Genomic DNA, 21,407 nt, shown 5'->3' on the forward strand with positions numbered 1-21,407 from the left:
TAAGGCTACCAGGGACTACTCGCCCTAGCCTTCGGCTATCCATGGCTCGCAGCGAAAGAAGGACCTCTTCTTTGTGAGCAGGGCAATCTTAATCAATGCTATCAACCACCCGAAGGCCACCTGCTGAATGTAAATTTCTCCTCATCCCCACAACCAGGTCATTTGCTTTTAAGCCAATACGGCATGCCGATAAGCGCGTTACAGCTATCTCCTGGCGACAGCGGAACATTGCTTCTCACCAATACGGGACAAAACACTCTTTCTTCTTTAACAATTCAATGGTCTTTTGGCTGGAGTGCCTATTTTTCGAACAACTGTCCTGCGCAACTGGCTACGCAGCAAAGCTGTTCGCTCAACTACACCATCCCGACCCCTGCCGCAGTCGGGATTTTAAATCCATTGGCCATTCAGGCGACAGGGGCTGATAACAGCATTAAAATTCCTGTCAGTATTCAAACAATGGGGGCTGCAAAATGCTGGGGTTCGAACAGATATGGCCAATTAGGCTCCATCACTAACAGTGGAACTTTTAATCCCAACAATAGCCCGCTGAACGTGCAGACGTTAAGTTCAGGCGTGATGGCCATAAACGGAGGGCAATTTCATACCTGCGCCTTGTCCGATACCGGGACGCTAAAATGCTGGGGAATAAACCGGTATGGCCAGTTGGGATCCGTCACCAACAGCGAAACGACTAATCCCAATCACACTCCTCTGAACGTGCAGACTTTAAGCTCAGGCGTGGTGGCCATTACCGCAGGAGCATCCCATACCTGTGCCCTGCTTGATAACGGGTCAGCACAATGCTGGGGATTGAACCGCTATGGACAGCTGGGCTTCATTACCAATAGTGGAAGTCCAGCTCCCAACAACAGTCCGCTGAATGTACAGACTTTAAGTGCTTTAGGGATTTTTAATCATAACTTGGGAAATTATTTCTGTGCTATCGCTCCGGCTCCTTAAACCTGAAACTTATTATAAAACCGGTGGAATTTTCCACCGGCCACTTCAAAATATATAAAACTAGTGAACTAAACGCATAACCCATAAAAAAACATAATTTTTTAAACTATTTGAACCACTTGAGCCCATGATAATAACTATGATATAGATACGTCTCTAATTTAGATGGAGTATTTTAGAAATGGATTTTCAACGTAAATTAATAGCTCTTTGTTTGTTTTTTTTCTCAACCATTATCCAGGCAATTCCAGATACAACACCGAACATGGGGATGGCTTTAGTTCATGGTACTCGTGATCACCGAGAGGATGCTTATGGTGGTTATTGGAAAGTCGATTTTATTGAAGAAATGTCTCGAGGCTTGGCCAGACCAGGAAACCTGTTTGTAGTACATTGTGATTTTAGCCAATACATGTGGCATGAAGATGCAGCAAACTGCGTTGCTGATCAATTACTTGATTTCATTAAAGAAAAAGAAATCAGCTCAATGACCGTCTACACCCATTCAAATGGAGCTAATATTATGCGTTGGATTCTGTCCAACCCGACTTATGATAGCCGCTACATCACATTGAAAAACAAAATAAGCCAGGTCATTGCCGTAGCTCCTTCCAGCGGTGGCACTCCTTTAGCTGACGAAGTGTTTGGTGGGGGAGTATTTGAGACGAGTCTTGCCTGGCTAATGGGTTATTTATCCGATGCAATTAAGCAACAACGCATAGGAGACATGCTTCTTTATAATGAGGAGCTATTGTTCGGAAGTAAGGGACGCCCCTCTTTGCCTGTGCCATTTAGAGTAATTGTTGGCTCTGAAGTCTTGGCCTCACCGTTTTCCTCAGCAAGTTATTGCAATGGCTACTTACTGAATAGTGGTTTAAAAATAACCCGCTTGTTTCTTGAAAATTGCGCCGATGGCTTTATAAATTGTACCTCACAGGCAGCAGCTGGCGAACTGTGGTTTTACGACCGGGATAAAACCGATAATAATGAACCTCTGAGTCATAACCAAAGTCGTCATTCATGCTTTGGTCTGGATAAAATTCTCAAAAGTGCCTTATCTGCAAAAGGAGTTGCATAATGAAGACCTCTCGACTGATATTATTATCTGCATTGAGTCTAAGCCAAGCTCATGCCTATACTCTTCCCCAACAAGCAATAAGAGCTTATAACTGCGATGTGTGCAGTCATTTATCACGTGAAAATCTGCAGGCTAAATGGGATATTAGTAACGAACCTTTAGGCTCAGAGAGCAATAACACTCAAAAAAGTTACCGCTATAAGGAGCGCGTTACACTGAAACAACTCCGAGCAGGTGTTGCAATTACAACAACTGCCCCTGGCGCCATTATCCGTGTTACTCCCTTGCAAAATAAACTCATTCCCAAATTAAAAATTAAAACACCCGAGCAACAGATTTTGAATATACAAGATGCCTCTGCCCTATATAGCCAGGATGAATCATTGGGAGAACTTCAGGGTGCGGCCAAACATCAAACCATGCTGCAAATAAAGCCTGAACTGGGTTTCGGTACATTCATCCTTAAAAGTGATGTCAATTCGCTCCAAGATGCCGATGCTTATCTGATTAATGTTTATGATAAGTTTTCTCCTGTCTCCATGGAGGTTGGAACCAATGCTATTCATTATCAATATGGCGATAAAGTTACGGCAACAATTTCTCTGACAGGTAATTACATGAGTTCAGCTCATTGTGATATCGAAGCCGCGCTGGTGGGTCCTAGCGGGCAATATGTTCCTCTGCAAATGAATCGAATTAAAGGCAATCAGTTTGAAGCAACAGAAGTCCTGACTTCAGAAGTGAATGACCATGGAGAAAACTGGTATCTTGAAGCAAAAATTCAAACTGGATACGATCAGGAAGTTGTACTACGTAACGGGCATGCTGCGTTTTCTTATTCAATTCCTTCAGCCAGTTTATTAAATGTAACGAAATTATCATCAAAACCCTTAACTTTCGAAGCGACTCTGGACGTCGCGACAGCCAGTAGATATGCCCTGCAAAGCGTTTTATACAGTAAAAACAGTAATGGCGAACCAGTGCCAATTGAGACATCACAAAAGGCACAATGGCTTGAGGCTGGTAAACAAGTAATGCAATTTACCTTTGACAATTCCCATCAATTAGCAGACGATAACCTTTATTTAGGTTATTTTCGCTTGACTGATTACGGACAATTAAAAACTGTTTATCAATATAATCAACCAATCAAGCTGAGCCAATTAGTGGAATAATGCATGATAGATTTTTCATCTTTTACTCTCATTGAGGGCATAGCTGCGGCTATTGCCCTGCAATTGCTTCTAACTCTCTGGTTTATCAACAAGCAAAACAAACAACGCGCACTGAGTGAAAGCATTCAGGAAAAAATACAACAAGCGCTAATGACACAACTGCATCAATTACATCTTGATCTGGCTCAATCGTACCAAAACAGCCAAAACACGATTAATGAAAAAGTAGCCCATGGACAATTAAGAACTCAGCAAATCATCAGCGATACGATGCAAAAACAAATGACCGATGTCAGAGAACAAATGAACCATAGCTTCAAACAACACGCCAACTCTCTTACCTCGCATTTACAGCTACTGACAGAAGAAATTCGTACTCATTTGAATAGCCTGACCCAGCAGGTCAATCATAAATTAACCGAAGGCTTCGAGAAAACCTCCTCTACATTTATCGACGTAGTAAAACGCCTGACTATCATCGATGAGGCTCAAAAGAAAATCACTGAACTGTCGAACCACGTAGTCAGTTTACAAGATGTATTGGTTGATAAGCGAGCCAGAGGGGCATTTGGTGAAGTCCAGCTGTCCACCTTAATCAGCAATATGATCCCAAGTACTCACTTTCAGATGCAATATACCTTAAGCAATCAAAAGCGCGCGGATTGCATTTTATTTTTGCCAGAGCCTACTGGAAACGTAGTGATAGATGCTAAATTTCCTTTGGAAACCTATCAACGACTGATTAACACGGAAGCTCTTTCTATAGAAAGAAAATCAATTCAGCAACAATTTCGACAAGACATTCAAAAACATATTAAAGACATCTCTGAGAAATACATCATTCCTAATGAAACAACGGATGGCGCGATGATGTTCATTCCAGCAGAGTCTATCTTTGCTGAAATTCATGCAAATTACCCTGATTTAATCACGCTGTCGCAACGGTTAAAGGTGTGGCTGGTGTCTCCCAGTACATTGATGGCAGTACTCACCACTGCTAAAGCGGTGCTTAAAGACGATGCCACTCGCAAACAGGTGCATATTATTCAAAAACATTTACATTACCTGGCAGAAGATTTCCAGCGTTTTGAAAAACGAATGGATAAGCTCTCCAAACACATTGACTTAGCACATCAAGACGTAAACGAAGTAAACACATCTGCTAAAAAAATCACATCAAGATTCCAGAAAATTGAGTCTGTAGAAATAGAGTTGGAAGAACTTGAAAAAAACGAGGTAGAATTAATCGACGCGGTATAACAAAAGGAGTTTGTTTTGCTAAAACGTGACATATCTACAATAAACATATTGGTCGCCTCTGCAGGCGGAATGGTTGGGTCAGGATGGCTGTTTAGTCCTTTTATCAGTGCCCAAATGGCAGGGAGCAATGCCTTAATCAGCTGGGTAATAGCCGCCCTCTTCATGCTTTTTATCGCCCTGCCCTTATGTGAACTAGGGACTATGTTTCCCGTGGCAGGGGGTATGTCCAACTACCCAACCTACACACACGGACAAGAAGTCGGTTTTTTATTTGCCTGGACTTCATGGCTTTCTTATGTCGTTATGACCCCAATTGAAATACAAGCAATACTTCAATATTCCAGCCATTTTTTCCCCTCGTTAATAGTGGATGATCCAGCGACCTTAAAGCTATCAGGAACAGGTTACGTTGCAGCAATATGCATCATGTTATTTGTCGTCATGCTGAACTCATACGGCATTAAATTACTGGCGGAATGTAATAAATACGCCAGCCTGATTAAATTTGCTCTGCCTGGTATCGCCATTGTTGCCTTGCTTCATAGCGCTCCTGACATGAGCAATGTATCTTTGAGCCTGCACGATAAATCCAGTTGGGTGAATATTTTTTCTGCACTGTCAGCCGGTGGAGTTATTTTTGCTTTCACCGGATTTCAGAACGGACTGATTCTTGCCGGGGAAGTAAAAAATCCGCAACGAAGCATCCCTACTGCAATTTTAGGAGCAGTGCTGATTGGTTTTGTCCTTTACTTCCTGCTGCAGTTAAGTTTTATTGCTGCCATACCTCAAAAATTTCTGACCAATGGTTGGAGCGCATTAAGCTATCCCGGGGACAGTGGTCCTTTGGTAGGGCTCACTTTATTATTGGGGCTTGGGGTTGTAGCTACCCTTTTAATGATTGATGCTGCTTTTTCACCATTTGGCACCACTCTTGTTTATACTGCAGCCACTTCCAGAATTATCTATGGAATGGCATTAAATAATCACTTACCTAAAATATTTTTAAAAGTGAATCGCCATAAGATCCCTTATGTCACTCTTTATGCCAATTTTTTAGTAGGCATCCTGTCGTTTTTACCCTTTCCCGGATGGCAAAAGCTGGTGGCATTCCTTTCATCCGCCAGTATACTTTCCTATAGCATTGGCCCTATTTGTCTTCTAGCCATGCGTAAATTACAACCAGGTACTCATAGACCATTCAAACTGTCAGGCAGCCTATTTTGTTCCCATATGGCTTTTTACTTTTGTAATTTAATGTTGTATTGGTGTGGTTTTTCCATTTTATGGAAACTTGATATTGCTTTGTTCTTTGGACTTTTAGTCTGCGTTGCCTATCACCGCAAGAGTTTTATCCTTCATAACTATCCTTTATACTGGTTTATATTTTATATGGCATCCTTGCTGTTCGTCTCTTATCTTGGAACTTTTGGTGGAATTGGTGTTCTGAAGTTTCCAATTGACATGCTGTGCCTGCTTCCTTTGAGTATAATAATTCTTCATTTGTCTCAGGTTGTATTGAATATCGAAGAACATAAAGAAATAAATTGTGACCTGGAGACTGTTCTGACTTGATTTGTTTGTTATTCTCGTTCAAGTGTTCGGGAATAACATACTTTCAGACATTAAGTCCCTCGCCATGAAGACGTCATCCAGAGGAGCTAGCGACGAAGGAACTCCCGGGATTCAGTAGCTCCTTAGCCAGGCTCAGGATTGACGTACTTTTCTTAACTTAATAACAGTGAACATTAAGTATCTCCTCTCGACTTAAATATGCATTTATTTTTAAGATGCAGAATAGAAAAGATACAGGTATAATAGTTCAATTTTCAACCTTGACTACTTATTCCATGGCTAAAGCTCCTCTTCTCTACCAACCCACCAGCAACAAACAAATATGGGGGCAATTGTATGGTAGTAGCCTTGCTCTTGCTCTGGCCGAATATTGCCAGGAAACAGCAGGAATAAAGTTAATCATTGCTCAGGATAACCTCAGCGCAAGCCAACTCCAGGATGAACTGCAGTTTTTCCTTGATCCACAAAAAAATCAACAAGAACTGTTATTTTTTCCTGATTGGGAAACCCTGCCCTACGATCAATTTTCACCACATCAAGACATCATTTCAGAGCGACTCTATACTTTAAGTCGCATTCAGCAAATGACTAATGCGGTTATTATCACTTCGGCCAGCACCTTGATGCACAGACTATGTCCTCCTGAGTTTCTAAACCAGTATGCATTAATGCTAAAGGAAGGACAAAAACTTGATCTGAACATGTTCCGAAATCAGCTCCAACAATCAGGATATCATTGCGTTAACAAAGTGCTGGAGCATGGTGAGTTTGCCTTGCGCGGTTCCATCATTGATGTTTACCCGATGGGAAGCGGATTTCCTTTTCGGATTGAATTATTTGATGATGAAATTGAGAGTTTAAGACAATTTGATACCGAGACCCAACGTACTATCGAAAAAATATCAGAAATCAATGTATTACCGGCACGTGAATTTCCTTTAAATGAAACAAGTCAGATGCTTTTTCGACGAAGCTTTAGAGAACTATTTCCAGGAAACCCCAGCCAATGTCCTATTTATGAAGCCATCACTAATGGCCAATTTCCTTCAGGAATAGAATACTACCTGCCTTTATTTTTTGATAAAACTGTTACTTTTTTTGATTACTTGCCCAAGCAATCCAGCATTTGTCTTATTGAGGACATTCAAGTTAATGCAGAGCAATTCTGGCTAGAACTAAATGAACGTTACGAACAAAGGCGATATGACGTTAGCAGACCCATATTGGCTCCAACGGCATGCTTCATTAATCCTACAGAATTATTAACCTGTGCGAATACTTATAACCAAGTACGCATGTTTCATAAGCCGTCAGAGAAAAAAGGGGCTGTGCTCAATTTCAATATAGGGAAAGCCCCCCTGCTTCCAATAGACAGGAAAAATCAGGAACCACTTCTTAATTTGCGTCAGTATTGTTCTGATTCCTCTTGCCGTTATCTGGTTGTCGTAGAAAGTGCCGGACGACGAGAAGTACTGCTTGATTTACTTAAAATAAGCAGCGTATTCCCCAAAGTACAAAACTCCTGGTTCGACTTTATAAATGACAATGCACCAATCAGTATCACCACAGGACCATTAATTTATGGCTGCGAACTAAAATCTCAAAATATTATTCTGATCGTTGAATCTCAATTATTTGGGGAACAAAATACCCCGCAACGGCGTAGTTCTCAAAAGACCGTCGATCCTGATTTAATCATACGTGATATGGCCGCACTGAGATTGGGTGCTCCTGTCGTTCATCTGCAATTTGGCGTTGGGCGCTATCAAGGATTACAGTACATTACGACAAATGATACATCCAGTGAGTTCCTGATACTTGCCTATGCCGGAGACGATAAAATTTATGTTCCGGTAACTTCTCTGCATTTGATCAGTAGATATACAGGCGCTGACAGTGAACATGCCCCGCTTCATAAATTAGGGAGCGATCAATGGCAAAAGGAACGAAAAAAAGCTGCAGAGAAAATTCATGATGTCGCCATTGAATTACTGGATTTATATGCCAAAAGAGAGGCACAAAGCGGACATCAATATGAGTTTAATCAAAACGAATACATTAAATTTGCCAGCGGGTTCTCATTCACTGAAACCCAAGATCAACTCCAGGCAATTGAACAGATAGTTAAAGACATGCAATCGAGTCGTCCAATGGATAGGTTAATTTGCGGTGATGTCGGTTTTGGTAAAACAGAAGTAGCAATGCGAGCAGCGTTCGTTGCCGTACAAAATGGAAAACAGGTCTGTGTTTTAGTTCCAACAACTCTCTTAGCAGGCCAACATTTTGAATCATTCAGAGATCGCTTCGCTGATTTTCCAATCAATATTGAATTATTATCTCGCTTTCGTAGCAGCAAAGAATCAGCAGAAGTACTAAGCTCATTAACTTCTGGCAAAGTAGATATAGTAATCGGAACACATAAATTATTTCAAAAAGACATTAATTTCAAAAATCTGGGATTACTCATTATTGATGAAGAGCACCGATTTGGTGTTAAGCAAAAAGAATACATGAAATCGTTGCGTACTCACGTTGATATATTATCGATGACCGCAACTCCTATTCCCCGCACATTAAATATGGCCATGGCTGGAATAAGGGATATTTCATTAATAGCAACACCTCCTGCCAAACGTCTGGCAATAAAAACATTCTGGCAGGAGAAGAAAGACATTGTGGTCAGAGAAGCCATACTTCGTGAGATTTTGCGAGGAGGCCAGGTATTTTTTCTTCATAATAACGTTCAAACTATTGAACGAATTTGTCAGGATCTGCAAACTCTGGTTCCTGAAGCTAAAATACGCAGCGCGCACGGGCAAATGCGCGAACGAGAATTAGAACGCATCATGTCTGATTTTTATCATCATCGTTTTAATGTTTTAGTGTGCACTACTATTATTGAAACAGGAATAGACATCCCTACAGCCAATACCATTATTATTGACCGAGCCGATAAATTTGGACTGGCGCAATTACATCAACTACGCGGACGCGTCGGTCGTTCTCACCATCAAGCCTATGCCTATTTATTAACCCCAGATGAAAAACTACTGACTACAGACGCAGTAAAACGACTCGAAGCGATTGTGTCGTTGGAAGATTTGGGGGCAGGATTTACACTGGCAACCCATGATCTGGAAATCAGAGGAGCGGGTGAATTACTGGGCGAAAATCAAAGCGGTAATATGCAGGCTATAGGCTTTAATCTCTTTATGGAAATGCTGGATAGAGCAGTAAATGATCTGAAAGAAGGGAAAACGCCTGAATTGTCAGCACCAATGTATCAAGGACCAGAAATTGATTTGCGTATCAGCGCCATTATTCCGGAAGATTATATTGCAGATATACATAATCGTTTGATTATGTATAAAAGGATTTCTAACGCCCAAAACACGCAACAAATTCATGATTTACAAATAGAGTTAATTGATAGATTCGGTCTATTACCTCAGCCAGTAAAACATTTATTACTGATTACCGAGCTTAAGTTAAAAGCAGCAAAAACAGGTATTTTAAAAATCAGTGCCAGTGGGCAACAAGGAAAACTGGATTTTAACGAGAAACCATCCATAGATCCCGGAGCTTTAATCAGCCTGATTCAAGTGCATGCAAAACGATATCAAATGGAAGGTCCACAGCGGTTACGTTTTACTTTGGATAATACCAATCCTGAAGAGCGTATTTTTGAAATCAGTTCGTTACTAAGTAAATTAGCGCTCTAAAAAGCAGTTATTATTTTTTATCGTATATTGAGGATTTATCGATGACCTATTACAGCCATAGATTTAAAGGGACATGAGAGACATGTTCAATGAAAGTAGAATTCTGTTTAATAAAATAATGGCATCTACATCAAAAAACAGCGTCGCTGTTTTAGGATGGTTAATCACTCTCTTATGTTCCCTGCTGACGCGCATCGCAACCGAATATTCAAACACTAATCTGGCATATTCTGAATTCTCAATTATCTTGGTTGCTGCCCTGGTTATGTGGATATTTCGCCTTGTTCCAGCCTACATTCCGTCTTTACTTATAGTTTTTGCAACCCTGGTACTTCATATTGCACCACAACATATAATTCTTTCTGGCTTCAGTTCGGACAGCTTTTTTTTCGCCATCAGTGTGTTCAGCATTGGAGCATTATTAACCAAGTCCCGGCTCTTTTATCGATTATCGTTGATACTGCTAATTAAACTTCCTTTTAAACAATCCTTGTTACAAAAAATTCTTTTTTTTCTTGGCGCTCTAATGACCCCCATGATGAGTGTGCAAAGTTCTCGGGTGGCATTAATTGCTCCCTTATTGGATGACATCCTGAAAAGCAGCAAAATTAAGCCTAAAAGCTCCTCTGCTAACGCCCTGGCTAATGCAGCATTTAGCGGATGCATAATACTTTCCACTATTTTTTTGACAGGAAAATCGAGCAATTTTATTATTTATGGCCTATTGTCAGAACAACACCAATGGCAAGGTAACTGGTTTAGCTGGCTAGGACTGGCAGCATTCCCCGGGTTCATCCTCATCTCTGTCTTTTTTATTTTACAATCTGTTGTATTCAAACCCACCAAGGATCTAAATCTCAATCACTATAAATTAAAAAAAGAACTGTATTCGATGGGAACGCTCTCTTCTAACGAATATAAGGCCATAGCTACCGTTGTATTATTTACAGCAGGAACCCTATGCTCAACATGGCTGAATATCTCTGCTGCCTGGCTCTGTCTTGCAATTTTTATCATTTTAATGAGCAGCAACGCCTTAAATTTCAAAGAAATACAGACCAAAATAAATTGGAGCTTCTTATTCTATTTTGGTGCCATTATTGGAGTCATGCGTACCATTCAGAATATTGGCATCGATGTTTGGTTAATCCATCATTTTAATTGGCTAACTCATTTAGCTCAAAGCAACGTAGCTTGTTTTATCACTTTGATTTACATCATCAGTTGGATAGGCGGTTTATTTTTAGGAACGATGATAGCACCAGCCATACTTTTTACAGCAATTATTCCCTTTGCTCTTCAAAGCCCAGTAAACAACTGGATCATCGCTTTTGTCATTCTAATGGCAACAGAAGCCTGGATATTTCCATATCAGTCCAGTTATTTTCTCTGTTTTGAAGAGTTGCTGAAGCGCAATGATAACTTTCATATGAAACCTCTTCTGAAATTAAATGCCTGGTTTAGCCTGATCAAATTATTTGCAATCCTGGCATCCATACCATTTTGGTATGCTTTAGGAGTTTTGTATTAAATAAAGAACGGGCGCATAAAACCGGTGTAAAATGCGTCTGGTTCCAAGTCCTGCAAACCAAATTTTAATTCGCAATAAGTTCGTCTTTGCGAGCAAAGGGAAGCAGGATTTTAGCAAAAGCTCGCAACGACAGGTTTTCTCAAGCCTGTTGGTTTCTTGGTTTAATCGCTACCCCAAACAGTGCAACCCCTAATCGCTTCTTCTCCAGGTATATTCCTTTAATCGTCAATACGGGACTTTTTACTCTTAATTCTACATGTATCTGTTGTGGCGAAGAATGAACAGGCAGCAATATTAACTTTCTGTTATCTGCAAAGGAAAAACGAGCTTTTTTAATATATTGACCATTGATATAAAAACTGACTTCTTGAATAAAATCCAGTTGTGGCAATGTTGCAACCAGTTCCAGGCCTATTTGTCCGGAAAACCCCTTATCCAAGTTAAACACCATAGAGGATTGCTTACCTTCAGTCCAGACATAATCAAACTCCAATCCCGACCAGCCATGTTCGAATATTTTTTGTGTAGGAGACTTAAGTAGTTCCTGCGTAGAAATAAATTTTACATGAGTTAAATCAAAGCGTTCAACATTGTAGACAGCGACGATATCCGTCTTAAAAAATGGTTTAAAATCAGAAATAACATCAGAATGTTGGAAAAAAAAGTGCTTATTATGAATACTTTCGAATTTAGTGCATTTTGCTGCTTTGGTAAAAGAAATCTGCCAACTGTTATTTACACAAAATAAATCATTATGTTCTCTTTTAGCAAGTGCGGCCAAAGCCATTACACTACTCCATAGATCAAGGCCGTTTGAGTCATAATTGAAATTAAATACAAGCCTTCCCTCTGTCTTATGTTGATTTAACGCATCATACAGCTGGATAAGATCTGGTTGATAATGAGTTATCGCGGGAGCAATTGCTCGTACTTCTCTGAAATTTTGATAACCTAAAAAAAAGAATGCTGCAATCAAGACAGAAGCAGATAAAACCGACGATTGTTTTTTATTAATTTTTCGAAACACAACAACAAGAAACATGGCAATGAACAATGCCGGAACTGCGTAATAAAACCACCCCACATAAGTACTGAGTAATTCTCTTACGCCATTTTTAGCATAATAAAGAAAAATCAGGCTAGTAAAAAGCAGCGTAGCACAAAGCGAGCATATGCTTGATGTATAGAGCTCTGTTATCCAATGTTTTTTATAACATAGAACTCCTAAAAAACAAACAAGCATTCCCAATGACAATGGTAGAAGTCCTCCCCAATAAAAAGCAACAAAACGAATTGCCTCAACGAATTTGTGCCCCTTATCATCTCTGCCATAACGTATATAATCAGCAAGAGGTCCTGGAAAATCAATAGCTGTTTGAATAAAAATGGGTATTAAAAAAAGTACAAAGAGAGCCAGTGCAATAACAAGATTTTTCTTATGCGCAATAAAATAGCCTTTACTTAATATCTTATTATTTCCAGGATAGATCCAATAATTGTAGATTAATGCAAAAGAAAAAAGTAATCCAAGAAGCACAATAAAAGATGCATAACCATTGATTAAGACTCCCATGCTAAGTGCTAAAGAATATAAAGAATCTACTCGTGATTCTTGAAATAGCGTTATAGCCAACAAGAACACCGTAAAAGGAAAAAAGAATAATGCTGGAGGCCAGGGACCGCTATAAAAGGTATGGTTTATTAAAGCAGCACATCCTAGAAAAAAGGAAAGAAATAACACGGACAAATGAATTGGGTGCACTATTTTATAAAGTAATCGAACCAACAAAACAATCCAGAACGCATTATAAAAAGCAACCGCAATTAATTGACCGGAAAATGGAGACGGTACCATATGTAACCAATCAAAAAAGATGAGCTCACCAAGTGCAAGCACATAAAGAATAGCGGGTCCAGGGTGATTGAATCCCAACCAGGAATAATGACCGACTAGTAATTTAAAAGATTTAGCATCTTGGATTAACAGTGAATCAGCTGCAAAATCCCCGCTTTCAGTATGCAAAGCATTTATTTCTGCAAAATTACCAACCAAGAGGCATAATAGTACTGCCAAGAATAAGAGAGACCACATCAATTTGGCATTACTAAAAATCATGAGCGCGCTTTTTTCAATATTCCGCTTTGAATTTATAAAATTATAGTTCCGTAACACAATGGCAATCTTCATGGATTTTGTAACTGCATACTATAATAAAAAAAAATGATATGACATGAGTAAATTTAATTTTTAGATTAATAACTATTTTAGTTCGAGCAACATTAAAATAATTAGTTCTATATGATTAATATCTACTCTTGCAATAGTAAATGTTTTATACTGCCCTCCATAAAATACGTAACCTCTCAATAGGTTGCAGCAAAATAACTGTACCGAATTACCACGACTTGCTCGAGGTGATTCAAAATAGAAAACAATTCCTCAGAGCATTGAGTTACTACGACACCCGAAGTTAGTTGTAATAGCTCATAAAAAAATGGGAATTCATACGACATTTTCCAGCATTTGGAACATAGGAATATTATTTACTGAAGCTATTGGAGAGCCCATGTTATTCTTGATTTATTCAGCGACTAATTTACGCACTATTGAATCCAGCCTTGGCCTACCAGAATACAGTTATTATTTTGTCCTGAAAGACTTCCTGCCCATGCTGGAACAATTAGGTGAAATCAAAATCATCCATACCCCCAAACTGGAAGTAGACGCCATTTATGATGCCTGTAAGAAAGAAGGCAAAGACTGTTTGTTTCTTTCTTTTAGCCCCCCTCATAAAACACGTTTAAACTTACGATGCCCAACGATTCCAGTATTTGCATGGGAATTTGATACCATTCCTGACGAAGAATGGGAGAATCATCCTCAACATAATTGGGTCATGTGCTTACAGAAAACAGGTAGTGCTATTGTTCACTCAAACCACACAGTTAATGCAGTTAAGCGGCAACTAGGCAATCAATTTCCTGTCGTAGCAATATGGGCTCCACTATGGGATCGCTTTGAGTCTATACGTGCTCATTGCAAGCAAAACCCCTCGATGCATGAAACCACCCTCTCGATAAAAGGCCGCATCATTGATAGTAAAAATTATATCCCGTATGAATTTCCTCCAAATGGGGCTCATAATCAAAACCAAAGCAAGCTCCATAGGCGGCTACGTAAATATCGACGATCGATAACAAAACGCCTCAGCCCCTTATACCAGTTTACGAAAAATAATGTACTCTCCTTGGTACAATCCTCATCCGATGCAACAACTGAACTCCCCCCAAGAGGTGAACTCAGTTTAAAAGGCATCATTTACACTTCAGTATTTAATCCTTATGATGGACGCAAAAACTGGCTCGAGATGGTTATTGCTTTTTGCACCGCGTTTATAAACAACGAAGATGCAACACTAATACTAAAATTCACTCATCGTAGCCATGAATGGTCATGTGCAGCACTGATAGAAACATTTCGCAAACTTCGACCCTTCAAATGTCGCGTAATAGCCATTCAGGGATTCATAGAAGAGGAACACTACAATGCCCTTATTGCTCACTCCTCTTATGTAGTCAATACATCCTATTCCGAAGGCCAATGTTTACCATTGATGGAATATATGTCTTGTGGAAAACCCGCCATTACGCCGTGCCACACAGCAATGGAAGATTATATTAACGATGAAGTTGCGTTCATCGTGAGCTCGGAGCCAGAAATTTGCTCTTGGCCACAAGACACACGCAACTGTTTCAGAGCACATAGATATCGCTTGAGTTATGAATCACTAAAAGATGCATACCTCCAAAGCTATCATGTGGCTAAATATGAACAAGAACGATATAAACACATGTCTGAACAGTGCATAAAAACACTGCAGCAGCTCTGCTCCATTGACTCATCAAAGGATAAACTGGATGTTTTTCTAAAAAATACCTGCCACAAAGAGGGAAAGGTATTTGAATCACGTCACTTGATTGACGAGCCAAGCACCATTTATTGAATCAATTCAACATACGGATGTTTTATGAATAGTACTGTAAGGGTTAAGGATATCGATGTATTACGCGGCATTGCAATAATCATTGTCTTCATACAGCACCTCCCAATTAATTTGATTTATTGGCAGCATGAACCCTTATTCAAATTTTATAACTATTTTGACGGAACAGCAGGAGTCGCCTTATTTTTTGTTATATCAGGCTTCTTGATAACCAAACTCTACCATCCTGATTTTCAACAGGAAAACAAAACGACAGTAATCAATAATGCGCTATTTTTCTGGTGTAAAAGAGCAGTAAGACTATTCCCTGCTGCATGGTTTTGGCTGCTTGCAATCATTGCTGGTTCATTATTTCTGAATCAGACGAACGCCTTTGGCCCTGTGAAAGCAAGTATTGAGGGAGCTTTTGCTGCACTATTTCAAATAGCAAACTTTCGCTTTATGTCCTGCTTTAATCATTATGAGTGCGGCTTAAACAACGTGCAATGGAGCCTGTCACTAGAACAACAATTTTATTTTATATTCCCCTTCCTAGTGTATTTTTCGAAACACAGACTTACATCTTTATTAGCCCTAGTATTGATTCTCCAATTATTTAGCGAAACATTTGCAGCACCATTTGGCCTTCGTTTTTCAGGATTCGTTCTAGGCATATTAATTGGCATTTTAAGTACAACTCCTTATTACACGGCAGTTATGCCGGTGTTCCTGAATAGGTCCTTATTATTACGTACTGTTTTGTTTAGCCTTCTCATTGTCGCACTTGCTTTTTCAATGGGAAAAGAGGTACACATTGGGACATCTGATCAGCAATACAATTTAGCAGTGATGATCAGCGGAATTTTAGTGTTATTAGCCTCTTACAATCAATCCTGGCTACTCCCTCCCTCCAGAATTAAATCACTGTTGCTTTTTATCGGACAACGTAGCTATTCCTACTATTTATGTCATATGTTTTGTTTTGCATTAACCAAGACCTTACTGCAACTTTATTATCCTACGAGAGAACCTGGCTCAATAACAGCATTAATTTATATCGGGCTAGCAACTCTTTTTTGTGGCGTATCAGGAGAATTCAGCTACAGAGTATTTGAAGTAAATTTTAAAAAACGAGCACTACCACATCTTATTGCATTCAAAAGAAGATTGCCTCCCGTTATGCCTCAAACATTCACGCAGGATAAAGGCAACACGCAAATAAGAAGACAGTCACATGCTCTGGCTGAAACCGTATAAACAAAAGGGAAATCGGATGGAAAATACTATTGATATAGGGTTACATGACAGCACACTCAGTGGATGGTTCAACAACAAAACAGGAGAGTTGCTCACTGGTTTTAAAATTGACACAGACGAGGTTTTATTAGATATAGGCTGTGGCGAAGGCCAATTTTCTCATTTTTGTGCACGGCAAGGCGCACACATTATTCTGGCGGATATTGATCCGGAAAAAATGCTCAAAGCCGAACAACGTGTTCGTGCTGCCAATCCCCGTTCATTACAATGTTTGCTGACTGATGCAAACCCCATACCACTTGAATCCAGTTCTGTGGACAAGATAATTGCAATGGAAGTATTGGAACACGTTGAAAATCCTAATATTTTTGTTGCTGAACTTTTTCGCGTAGCTCGACCTGGCGCCCAGATTCTAATTAGCGTCCCAGGAGCTGCCTCTGAGCAAATACAAAAAAAGCTCGCTCCCGAAAGTTATTTTTTACCGCCAAATCATATCCGAATATTCCAGGCAGATGAGATAGAATCCTTGCTTTCTCAACATGGTTTCATAGTAGAACAAAAGATCAATTACGGTTTTTATTTCTCTCTCTGGTGGACGTTTTTTTGGACTTGCGATCAAGATCTGAGTCCTCCCTGGCACCCATTGCTTCAAGCATGGGAACAGACCTGGAGTCTCGTACTTGAATCAAGGGACGGCGCTAAAATAAAACAGACTTTAGATGATTGCTTACCTAAAAGCCAGGCATTTTTAGCGCGCAAGCCAGATTACTCCCAAACAATAGTCTGATGTTTGCTTAAAGCATTCTGGATAATATTATTATAATATTGTTCGACTACCTTTCGTTTTACTTTAAGTGTAGGTGTAAGCATGTCATTGTTGGTTGACCATAAATCCTTAACCACAATGATATGGCTTATTTTTTCATATTTTACCAGTTTTGAATTTACAATTCGCAAGCTTTCCTGCAGCGATTTATTGATTTCGTCCTTATCTGGATTTGCACGAGCAGTTTCATTCAGATTGACCAATAGAACGTTTGTAGGCAATTCCCTTCCCACTAGACACATTTGTTCCAACATCCCATTAGAAGCAAATCGTTTTTCAATAGGTGACGGTGCGACAAATTCTCCTGTCTGATTTTTAAAGTTTTCTGACAACCTACCTAATATTTTGACACGTCCTTCAGGATCAATTTCTGCCACGTCACCAGTTCGTAACCACCCATCAGACGTAAAAGCCTTATCGGTATTTGGTTTGTCTTTATAATATCCCGACATTAAACAAGGCGATTGAATTAATAATTCAGAATCTTCACCAATTTTAATATTAACCCCTATCCTTGCGGTCCCCACATAACCGCGTTTTCGTTCATCTAATAAAGAGACTGTTGCATAAGCAAGATTTTCAGTTTGCCCATAACCTTCCTGGATGTTAATGCCAATTTTTTCAAAAAAATCAATCAATGCAATAGGTAGATGTGATGCCCCAGAAAAAGAATTAACACACTTATTAAGCCCCAGGCCATGGACAATTTTCTTTTTAATCAAAGATGAAAGTAACGGGATTTTCAATAAAAGATGTAATTTGGCTGGGGGAAGTTTTTGTTCTATTTTTTGCTTGAATACCCCCCAAATACGAGGTACTGCAGTAAAAAAGTCAGGTTGAACTTCCTTCAGATTATCAGCAAATTTATCCAGGCTTTCTACAAAAGAGATATCACAATCAATCGTCACACTGCCTAATTGCATTGAAGAACGTTCGTATACATGAGCTAATGGTAGATAGGAAATAAATTTATAATGATCCATATGTCTGATTCGAAGCAAGTCTTGCGGAAATAAAGTTAAATAGTTCGCGATAGCCTTGTTGGTGTACATAGCTCCTTTAGGTGCTCCGGAAGTACCTGAGGAATATATAATCGTATATAAGTCATCTGGTCCTGGGGCGACTAATTGTTCCAACGGTTGGCTGGCTAATACATCTGACCACTTGTGGCTTAGCTCTAAGTCTGAATGATAATCAAAACCAACCGTAATATAGTTTTCAGGAATAAATCGTCGTACAGTTTGATGATCATCAAGTTTTCCCACAAAAACCAATTTAACCCCGGCATGTTCTAATACATAACGGGCGCTATCTGCATTCTGGTTTGCGAACAATGGCACGTTGACCATTCCTGCTAAATGAATGCCAAAATCAGTGATGAACCATTCAGCACAATTTTTAGAAATAATAGAGATGTGACTCCCCTTTTCAATGCCTAACTGATGCAGAAATCCTGCTACTTTTCGTGCCTGGAGCATTACCTCAGCCCAAGTAAATTCATGCCATACGCCATCACGTGGTTGTCTTAAATATACTCGCTCAGCAGCTTCCTTTTCATTTTTTAAAAGTAATTGAAATAATGAGTTAGACATTGTTTCATTTTGCATGATTCATCCTTTCTTAAAATTGATGTGTCAACTGAACTTAATATTTAGTCTAGACCAACTTATTGAAAAATATTAGGGTTTGTTTTAACTTTTGATTTATTTGGTTTTTGTATGAAGAGCTATTGGTGAGCATATCTGATGCTCACCTTTGCTTCAGGCTTCTATTGGCTTGTTCCACCAACAGTTAATGCATCAATTTTTAAAGTGGGTTGACCTACACCGACAGGCACCGACTGCCCGTCTTTTCCACATACGCCTATGCCTCGATCAAGCGCTAAATCATTTCCAATCATACTGATTTTTTTCATCACATCAGGACCATTACCAATCAAAGTAGCACCTTTTACTGGTTGCGTCACTTTGCCGTCTTCAATTAGATAAGCTTCACTTGCAGAAAATACAAATTGACCGGATGTAATATCAACCTGTCCGCCACCAAAATTAACAGCATACAAACCATTTTTTACCGATCGAATAATTTCCTCCGGATCGTGCTGTCCTGCTAACATATAAGTATTGGTCATGCGAGGCATTGGTAGATGAGCGTAAGATTCTCTACGACAATTACCTGTTGATTGCATCCCCATCAATTTAGCATTCAGCTTGTCCTGCATGTAATTAACGAGAATGCCATTTTCGATTAAAGTAGTGCATTGAGATGGAGTACCCTCATCATCAATGGTTAAAGAACCACGTCGATCTTTTAAAGTACCATCATCGACGACAGTAACACCCGTAGCTGCAACTTGTTGCCCTAATAAACCAGAAAATGCGGATAAGCCCTTACGATTAAAATCACCTTCTAGTCCATGACCAACTGCTTCATGAAGTAAAACTCCCGGCCAACCTGGACCTAAAACCACTGGCATTGTCCCTGCAGGTGCTGGTTTTGCTTCCAGATTAATCAGTGCTTCACGAACAGCTTCACGTGCATAATCTAAAGCCATATCTTTTTGCGTAAAATAAGAATAAGCAACTCTCCCACCACCGCCGGTACGCGCAGATTCTCTCTTACCGTGCTTGTCTTCAACGATGACGCTGACATTAATGCTCACCAACGGTCTGACATCAGCCATCATCTGACCATCCATTGCAGCAACCATGACTACTTCGTAACAACCACTTAAAGAAGCATTAACCTGAATAACACGTGGATCAATACTCCTGGCCTCTCGGTCAACTGCCTCTAACAGAGCTATTTTTTCCTGTTTGCTCATCCCGTCTATCGGATTTAACCCTTGATAACGACTGACCGGCTCGCTGGCAACTTTCACGGATTGTACTGTTCTTGAGCCAGTAAGGGCGATAGAGCGTGCTGCATCTGCTGCTCGCAGCATGGAGGGTAACAGGATATCATCACAATAGGCAAAGCCGGTCTTGTCACCGCTCACAGCCCTTATTCCGACTCCTTTATCAATAGAGAAGGAACCACTTTTCACTTCAGAATCTTCGAGATACCAGGATTCATAGCTGGAGCTTTGAAAATACAGATCTGCATCATCAATATGATGGCTCATCATCGTTTTAAATAATTTATCAATGCCCGACTCATCCAAAGCAGCAGGAGCCAGAAGAATTTTTTTTGCTATAGTTAATGCTTGTGTCATTTGATTGCCTTTAATTAATTAAGCTAAAACATGATGATCAATACAGGGAAATTGTCTTCTCAGTTGTTGTGCTCTTTCTAAATCGATATCAGCAGTTATCAGGCCAGCTCCTTCAGTTTTTTGTACCAGAATTTTCCCCCACGGTTCTACTACCATGCTATGCCCGTATGTCTGTCGTCCATTCTCATGCAAGCCTCCCTGATTAGGTGCCAGTACATAACATAAATTTTCTATCGCTCTTGCTCTGAGTAGCACTTCCCAATGAGCAAGACCAGTTATCGATGTGAATGCAGATGGAACGGTAAATAACTCAGCACCTCTTGATTGCAGCTGTTGGAATAACTCAGGGAAACGTAAATCATAACAAACTGATAATCCAATTTTGCCAACCGGAGTCGCAACGACCACTATATCATGGCCTCGCTCTGTAGTTGAAGATTCCTGATGAGCCTCTTGCTCAGATACTCGCACATCAAATAAATGAATTTTATCATAACGCGCAACGCTTTGGCCCTTATCATCATAAACAATAGAACTGGCTCTTACTTTGGTGCCAGCCCCTTTTATAGGAATAGTACCTGCAACTACCCATAAACCCAACTGTTTAGCCAATTGACTCATTTTTTGCTGAATTGGACCGTTCCCATAAAGTTCAGCAATCTGAATTTTATCGGTTTCTTTAAGCCCCATAAATGCAAAATTTTCAGGTAGAACCACAAGCTCAGCCCGCTCATTTTTCGCCTGCAACATCATTTTTTCAATGTATTGCAAGTTCTCATCAATTTTTGATGATGAAACCATTTGTATCAGAGCGACCCGACTCATA

At 39.8% G+C, this 21,407-nt stretch carries 14 protein-coding genes; 10 read left to right on the forward strand and 4 right to left on the reverse strand.

Going from position 1 to position 21,407, the window contains the following annotated elements:
* Window positions 1-183 precede the first annotated feature (183 nt).
* The 7 genes from Q0495_RS10300 (at window position 184) to Q0495_RS10330 (ending at window position 11,301) form a co-directional block, all read left to right on the forward strand.
* The gene (locus tag Q0495_RS10300) at window positions 184-963 is read left to right on the forward strand and encodes a hypothetical protein (protein ID WP_298625764.1); all 780 of its coding nucleotides are present in this window, start codon (window positions 184-186) and stop codon (window positions 961-963) included.
* Between the two features lie 181 nt (window positions 964-1,144).
* Window positions 1,145-2,041, forward strand: a complete 897-nt coding sequence (locus Q0495_RS10305; protein WP_298625766.1) for a hypothetical protein — start codon at window positions 1,145-1,147, stop codon at window positions 2,039-2,041.
* Complete coding sequence (locus tag Q0495_RS10310) at window positions 2,041-3,216, forward strand: DUF4785 domain-containing protein (protein ID WP_298625769.1); 1,176 nt, start codon at window positions 2,041-2,043, stop codon at window positions 3,214-3,216. The genes Q0495_RS10305 and Q0495_RS10310 overlap by 1 nt, the downstream gene beginning before the upstream one ends.
* Before the next feature lie 3 nt (window positions 3,217-3,219).
* Window positions 3,220-4,476, forward strand: a complete 1,257-nt coding sequence (locus Q0495_RS10315; RefSeq protein ID WP_298625772.1) for a DNA recombination protein RmuC — start codon at window positions 3,220-3,222, stop codon at window positions 4,474-4,476.
* Between the two features lie 15 nt (window positions 4,477-4,491).
* A complete protein-coding gene (locus Q0495_RS10320) occupies window positions 4,492-6,048 on the forward strand; it encodes an APC family permease (RefSeq protein ID WP_298625774.1) in 1,557 nt (518 codons plus the stop codon).
* 275 nt (window positions 6,049-6,323) lie between these two features.
* Complete coding sequence (gene mfd, locus Q0495_RS10325) at window positions 6,324-9,770, forward strand: transcription-repair coupling factor (RefSeq protein WP_298625846.1); 3,447 nt, start codon at window positions 6,324-6,326, stop codon at window positions 9,768-9,770.
* 82 nt (window positions 9,771-9,852) lie between these two features.
* Window positions 9,853-11,301: an SLC13 family permease gene (locus Q0495_RS10330; RefSeq protein ID WP_298625777.1), complete on the forward strand. Its 1,449-nt coding sequence runs from the start codon at window positions 9,853-9,855 to the stop codon at window positions 11,299-11,301.
* A gap of 139 nt (window positions 11,302-11,440) precedes the next feature.
* On the opposite strand, the gene Q0495_RS10335 is transcribed toward Q0495_RS10330, so the two are convergent.
* Window positions 11,441-13,417: a hypothetical protein gene (locus Q0495_RS10335; protein ID WP_298625779.1), complete on the reverse strand. Its 1,977-nt coding sequence runs from the start codon at window positions 13,415-13,417 to the stop codon at window positions 11,441-11,443.
* A gap of 451 nt (window positions 13,418-13,868) precedes the next feature.
* On the opposite strand from Q0495_RS10335, the gene Q0495_RS10340 reads away from it, so the two are divergent.
* Genes Q0495_RS10340 through Q0495_RS10350 form a run of 3 tightly spaced genes read left to right on the forward strand, consistent with a single transcriptional unit; the run spans window position 13,869 to window position 17,328 of the window.
* Window positions 13,869-15,305: a glycosyltransferase gene (locus Q0495_RS10340; RefSeq protein WP_298625782.1), complete on the forward strand. Its 1,437-nt coding sequence runs from the start codon at window positions 13,869-13,871 to the stop codon at window positions 15,303-15,305.
* 24 nt (window positions 15,306-15,329) lie between these two features.
* Entirely contained in the window at window positions 15,330-16,541 is a 1,212-nt protein-coding gene (locus Q0495_RS10345; protein WP_298625785.1) for an acyltransferase, read from the forward strand.
* Window positions 16,542-16,557: 16 nt separating this feature from the next.
* On the forward strand, window positions 16,558-17,328 hold the full coding sequence (locus Q0495_RS10350) for a bifunctional 2-polyprenyl-6-hydroxyphenol methylase/3-demethylubiquinol 3-O-methyltransferase UbiG (protein ID WP_298625789.1): 771 nt from the start codon (window positions 16,558-16,560) through the stop codon (window positions 17,326-17,328).
* On the opposite strand, the gene Q0495_RS10355 is transcribed toward Q0495_RS10350, so the two are convergent.
* From Q0495_RS10355 to Q0495_RS10365, 3 genes are all read right to left on the reverse strand, one after another.
* Window positions 17,307-18,974 (reverse strand): AMP-binding protein, encoded by a 1,668-nt coding sequence (locus tag Q0495_RS10355; RefSeq protein WP_298625790.1) that lies wholly within the window; start codon window positions 18,972-18,974, stop codon window positions 17,307-17,309. The two genes, Q0495_RS10350 and Q0495_RS10355, sit on opposite strands and share 22 nt — an antisense overlap.
* A gap of 161 nt (window positions 18,975-19,135) precedes the next feature.
* Window positions 19,136-20,581: a metalloprotease TldD gene (gene tldD, locus Q0495_RS10360; protein WP_298625793.1), complete on the reverse strand. Its 1,446-nt coding sequence runs from the start codon at window positions 20,579-20,581 to the stop codon at window positions 19,136-19,138.
* Window positions 20,582-20,599: 18 nt separating this feature from the next.
* Window positions 20,600-21,406: a carbon-nitrogen hydrolase family protein gene (locus tag Q0495_RS10365; protein ID WP_298625796.1), complete on the reverse strand. Its 807-nt coding sequence runs from the start codon at window positions 21,404-21,406 to the stop codon at window positions 20,600-20,602.
* Between the last annotated feature and the right edge of the window lies 1 nt (window position 21,407).

The organism is uncultured Legionella sp., from assembly GCF_937871865.1.
Lineage (GTDB): Bacteria > Pseudomonadota > Gammaproteobacteria > Legionellales > Legionellaceae > Legionella.

Bases quoted from the DNA above. Each gene is read 5' to 3' on its own strand.
- Q0495_RS10340 (WP_298625782.1), top strand. From the start codon at position 13,869: ATGTTATTCTTGATTTATTCAGCGACTAATTTACGCACTATTGAATCC.
- Q0495_RS10355 (WP_298625790.1), bottom strand. From the start codon at position 18,974: ATGCAAAATGAAACAATGTCTAACTCATTATTTCAATTACTTTTAAAA.
- Q0495_RS10330 (WP_298625777.1), top strand. From the start codon at position 9,853: ATGTTCAATGAAAGTAGAATTCTGTTTAATAAAATAATGGCATCTACA.
- Q0495_RS10335 (WP_298625779.1), bottom strand. From the start codon at position 13,417: ATGATTTTTAGTAATGCCAAATTGATGTGGTCTCTCTTATTCTTGGCA.
- Q0495_RS10305 (WP_298625766.1), top strand. From the start codon at position 1,145: ATGGATTTTCAACGTAAATTAATAGCTCTTTGTTTGTTTTTTTTCTCA.
- Q0495_RS10350 (WP_298625789.1), top strand. From the start codon at position 16,558: ATGGAAAATACTATTGATATAGGGTTACATGACAGCACACTCAGTGGA.
- Q0495_RS10300 (WP_298625764.1), top strand. From the start codon at position 184: ATGCCGATAAGCGCGTTACAGCTATCTCCTGGCGACAGCGGAACATTG.
- mfd (WP_298625846.1), top strand. From the start codon at position 6,324: ATGGCTAAAGCTCCTCTTCTCTACCAACCCACCAGCAACAAACAAATA.
- Q0495_RS10345 (WP_298625785.1), top strand. From the start codon at position 15,330: ATGAATAGTACTGTAAGGGTTAAGGATATCGATGTATTACGCGGCATT.
- Q0495_RS10365 (WP_298625796.1), bottom strand. From the start codon at position 21,406: ATGAGTCGGGTCGCTCTGATACAAATGGTTTCATCATCAAAAATTGAT.
- Q0495_RS10310 (WP_298625769.1), top strand. From the start codon at position 2,041: ATGAAGACCTCTCGACTGATATTATTATCTGCATTGAGTCTAAGCCAA.
- tldD (WP_298625793.1), bottom strand. From the start codon at position 20,581: ATGACACAAGCATTAACTATAGCAAAAAAAATTCTTCTGGCTCCTGCT.
- Q0495_RS10315 (WP_298625772.1), top strand. From the start codon at position 3,220: ATGATAGATTTTTCATCTTTTACTCTCATTGAGGGCATAGCTGCGGCT.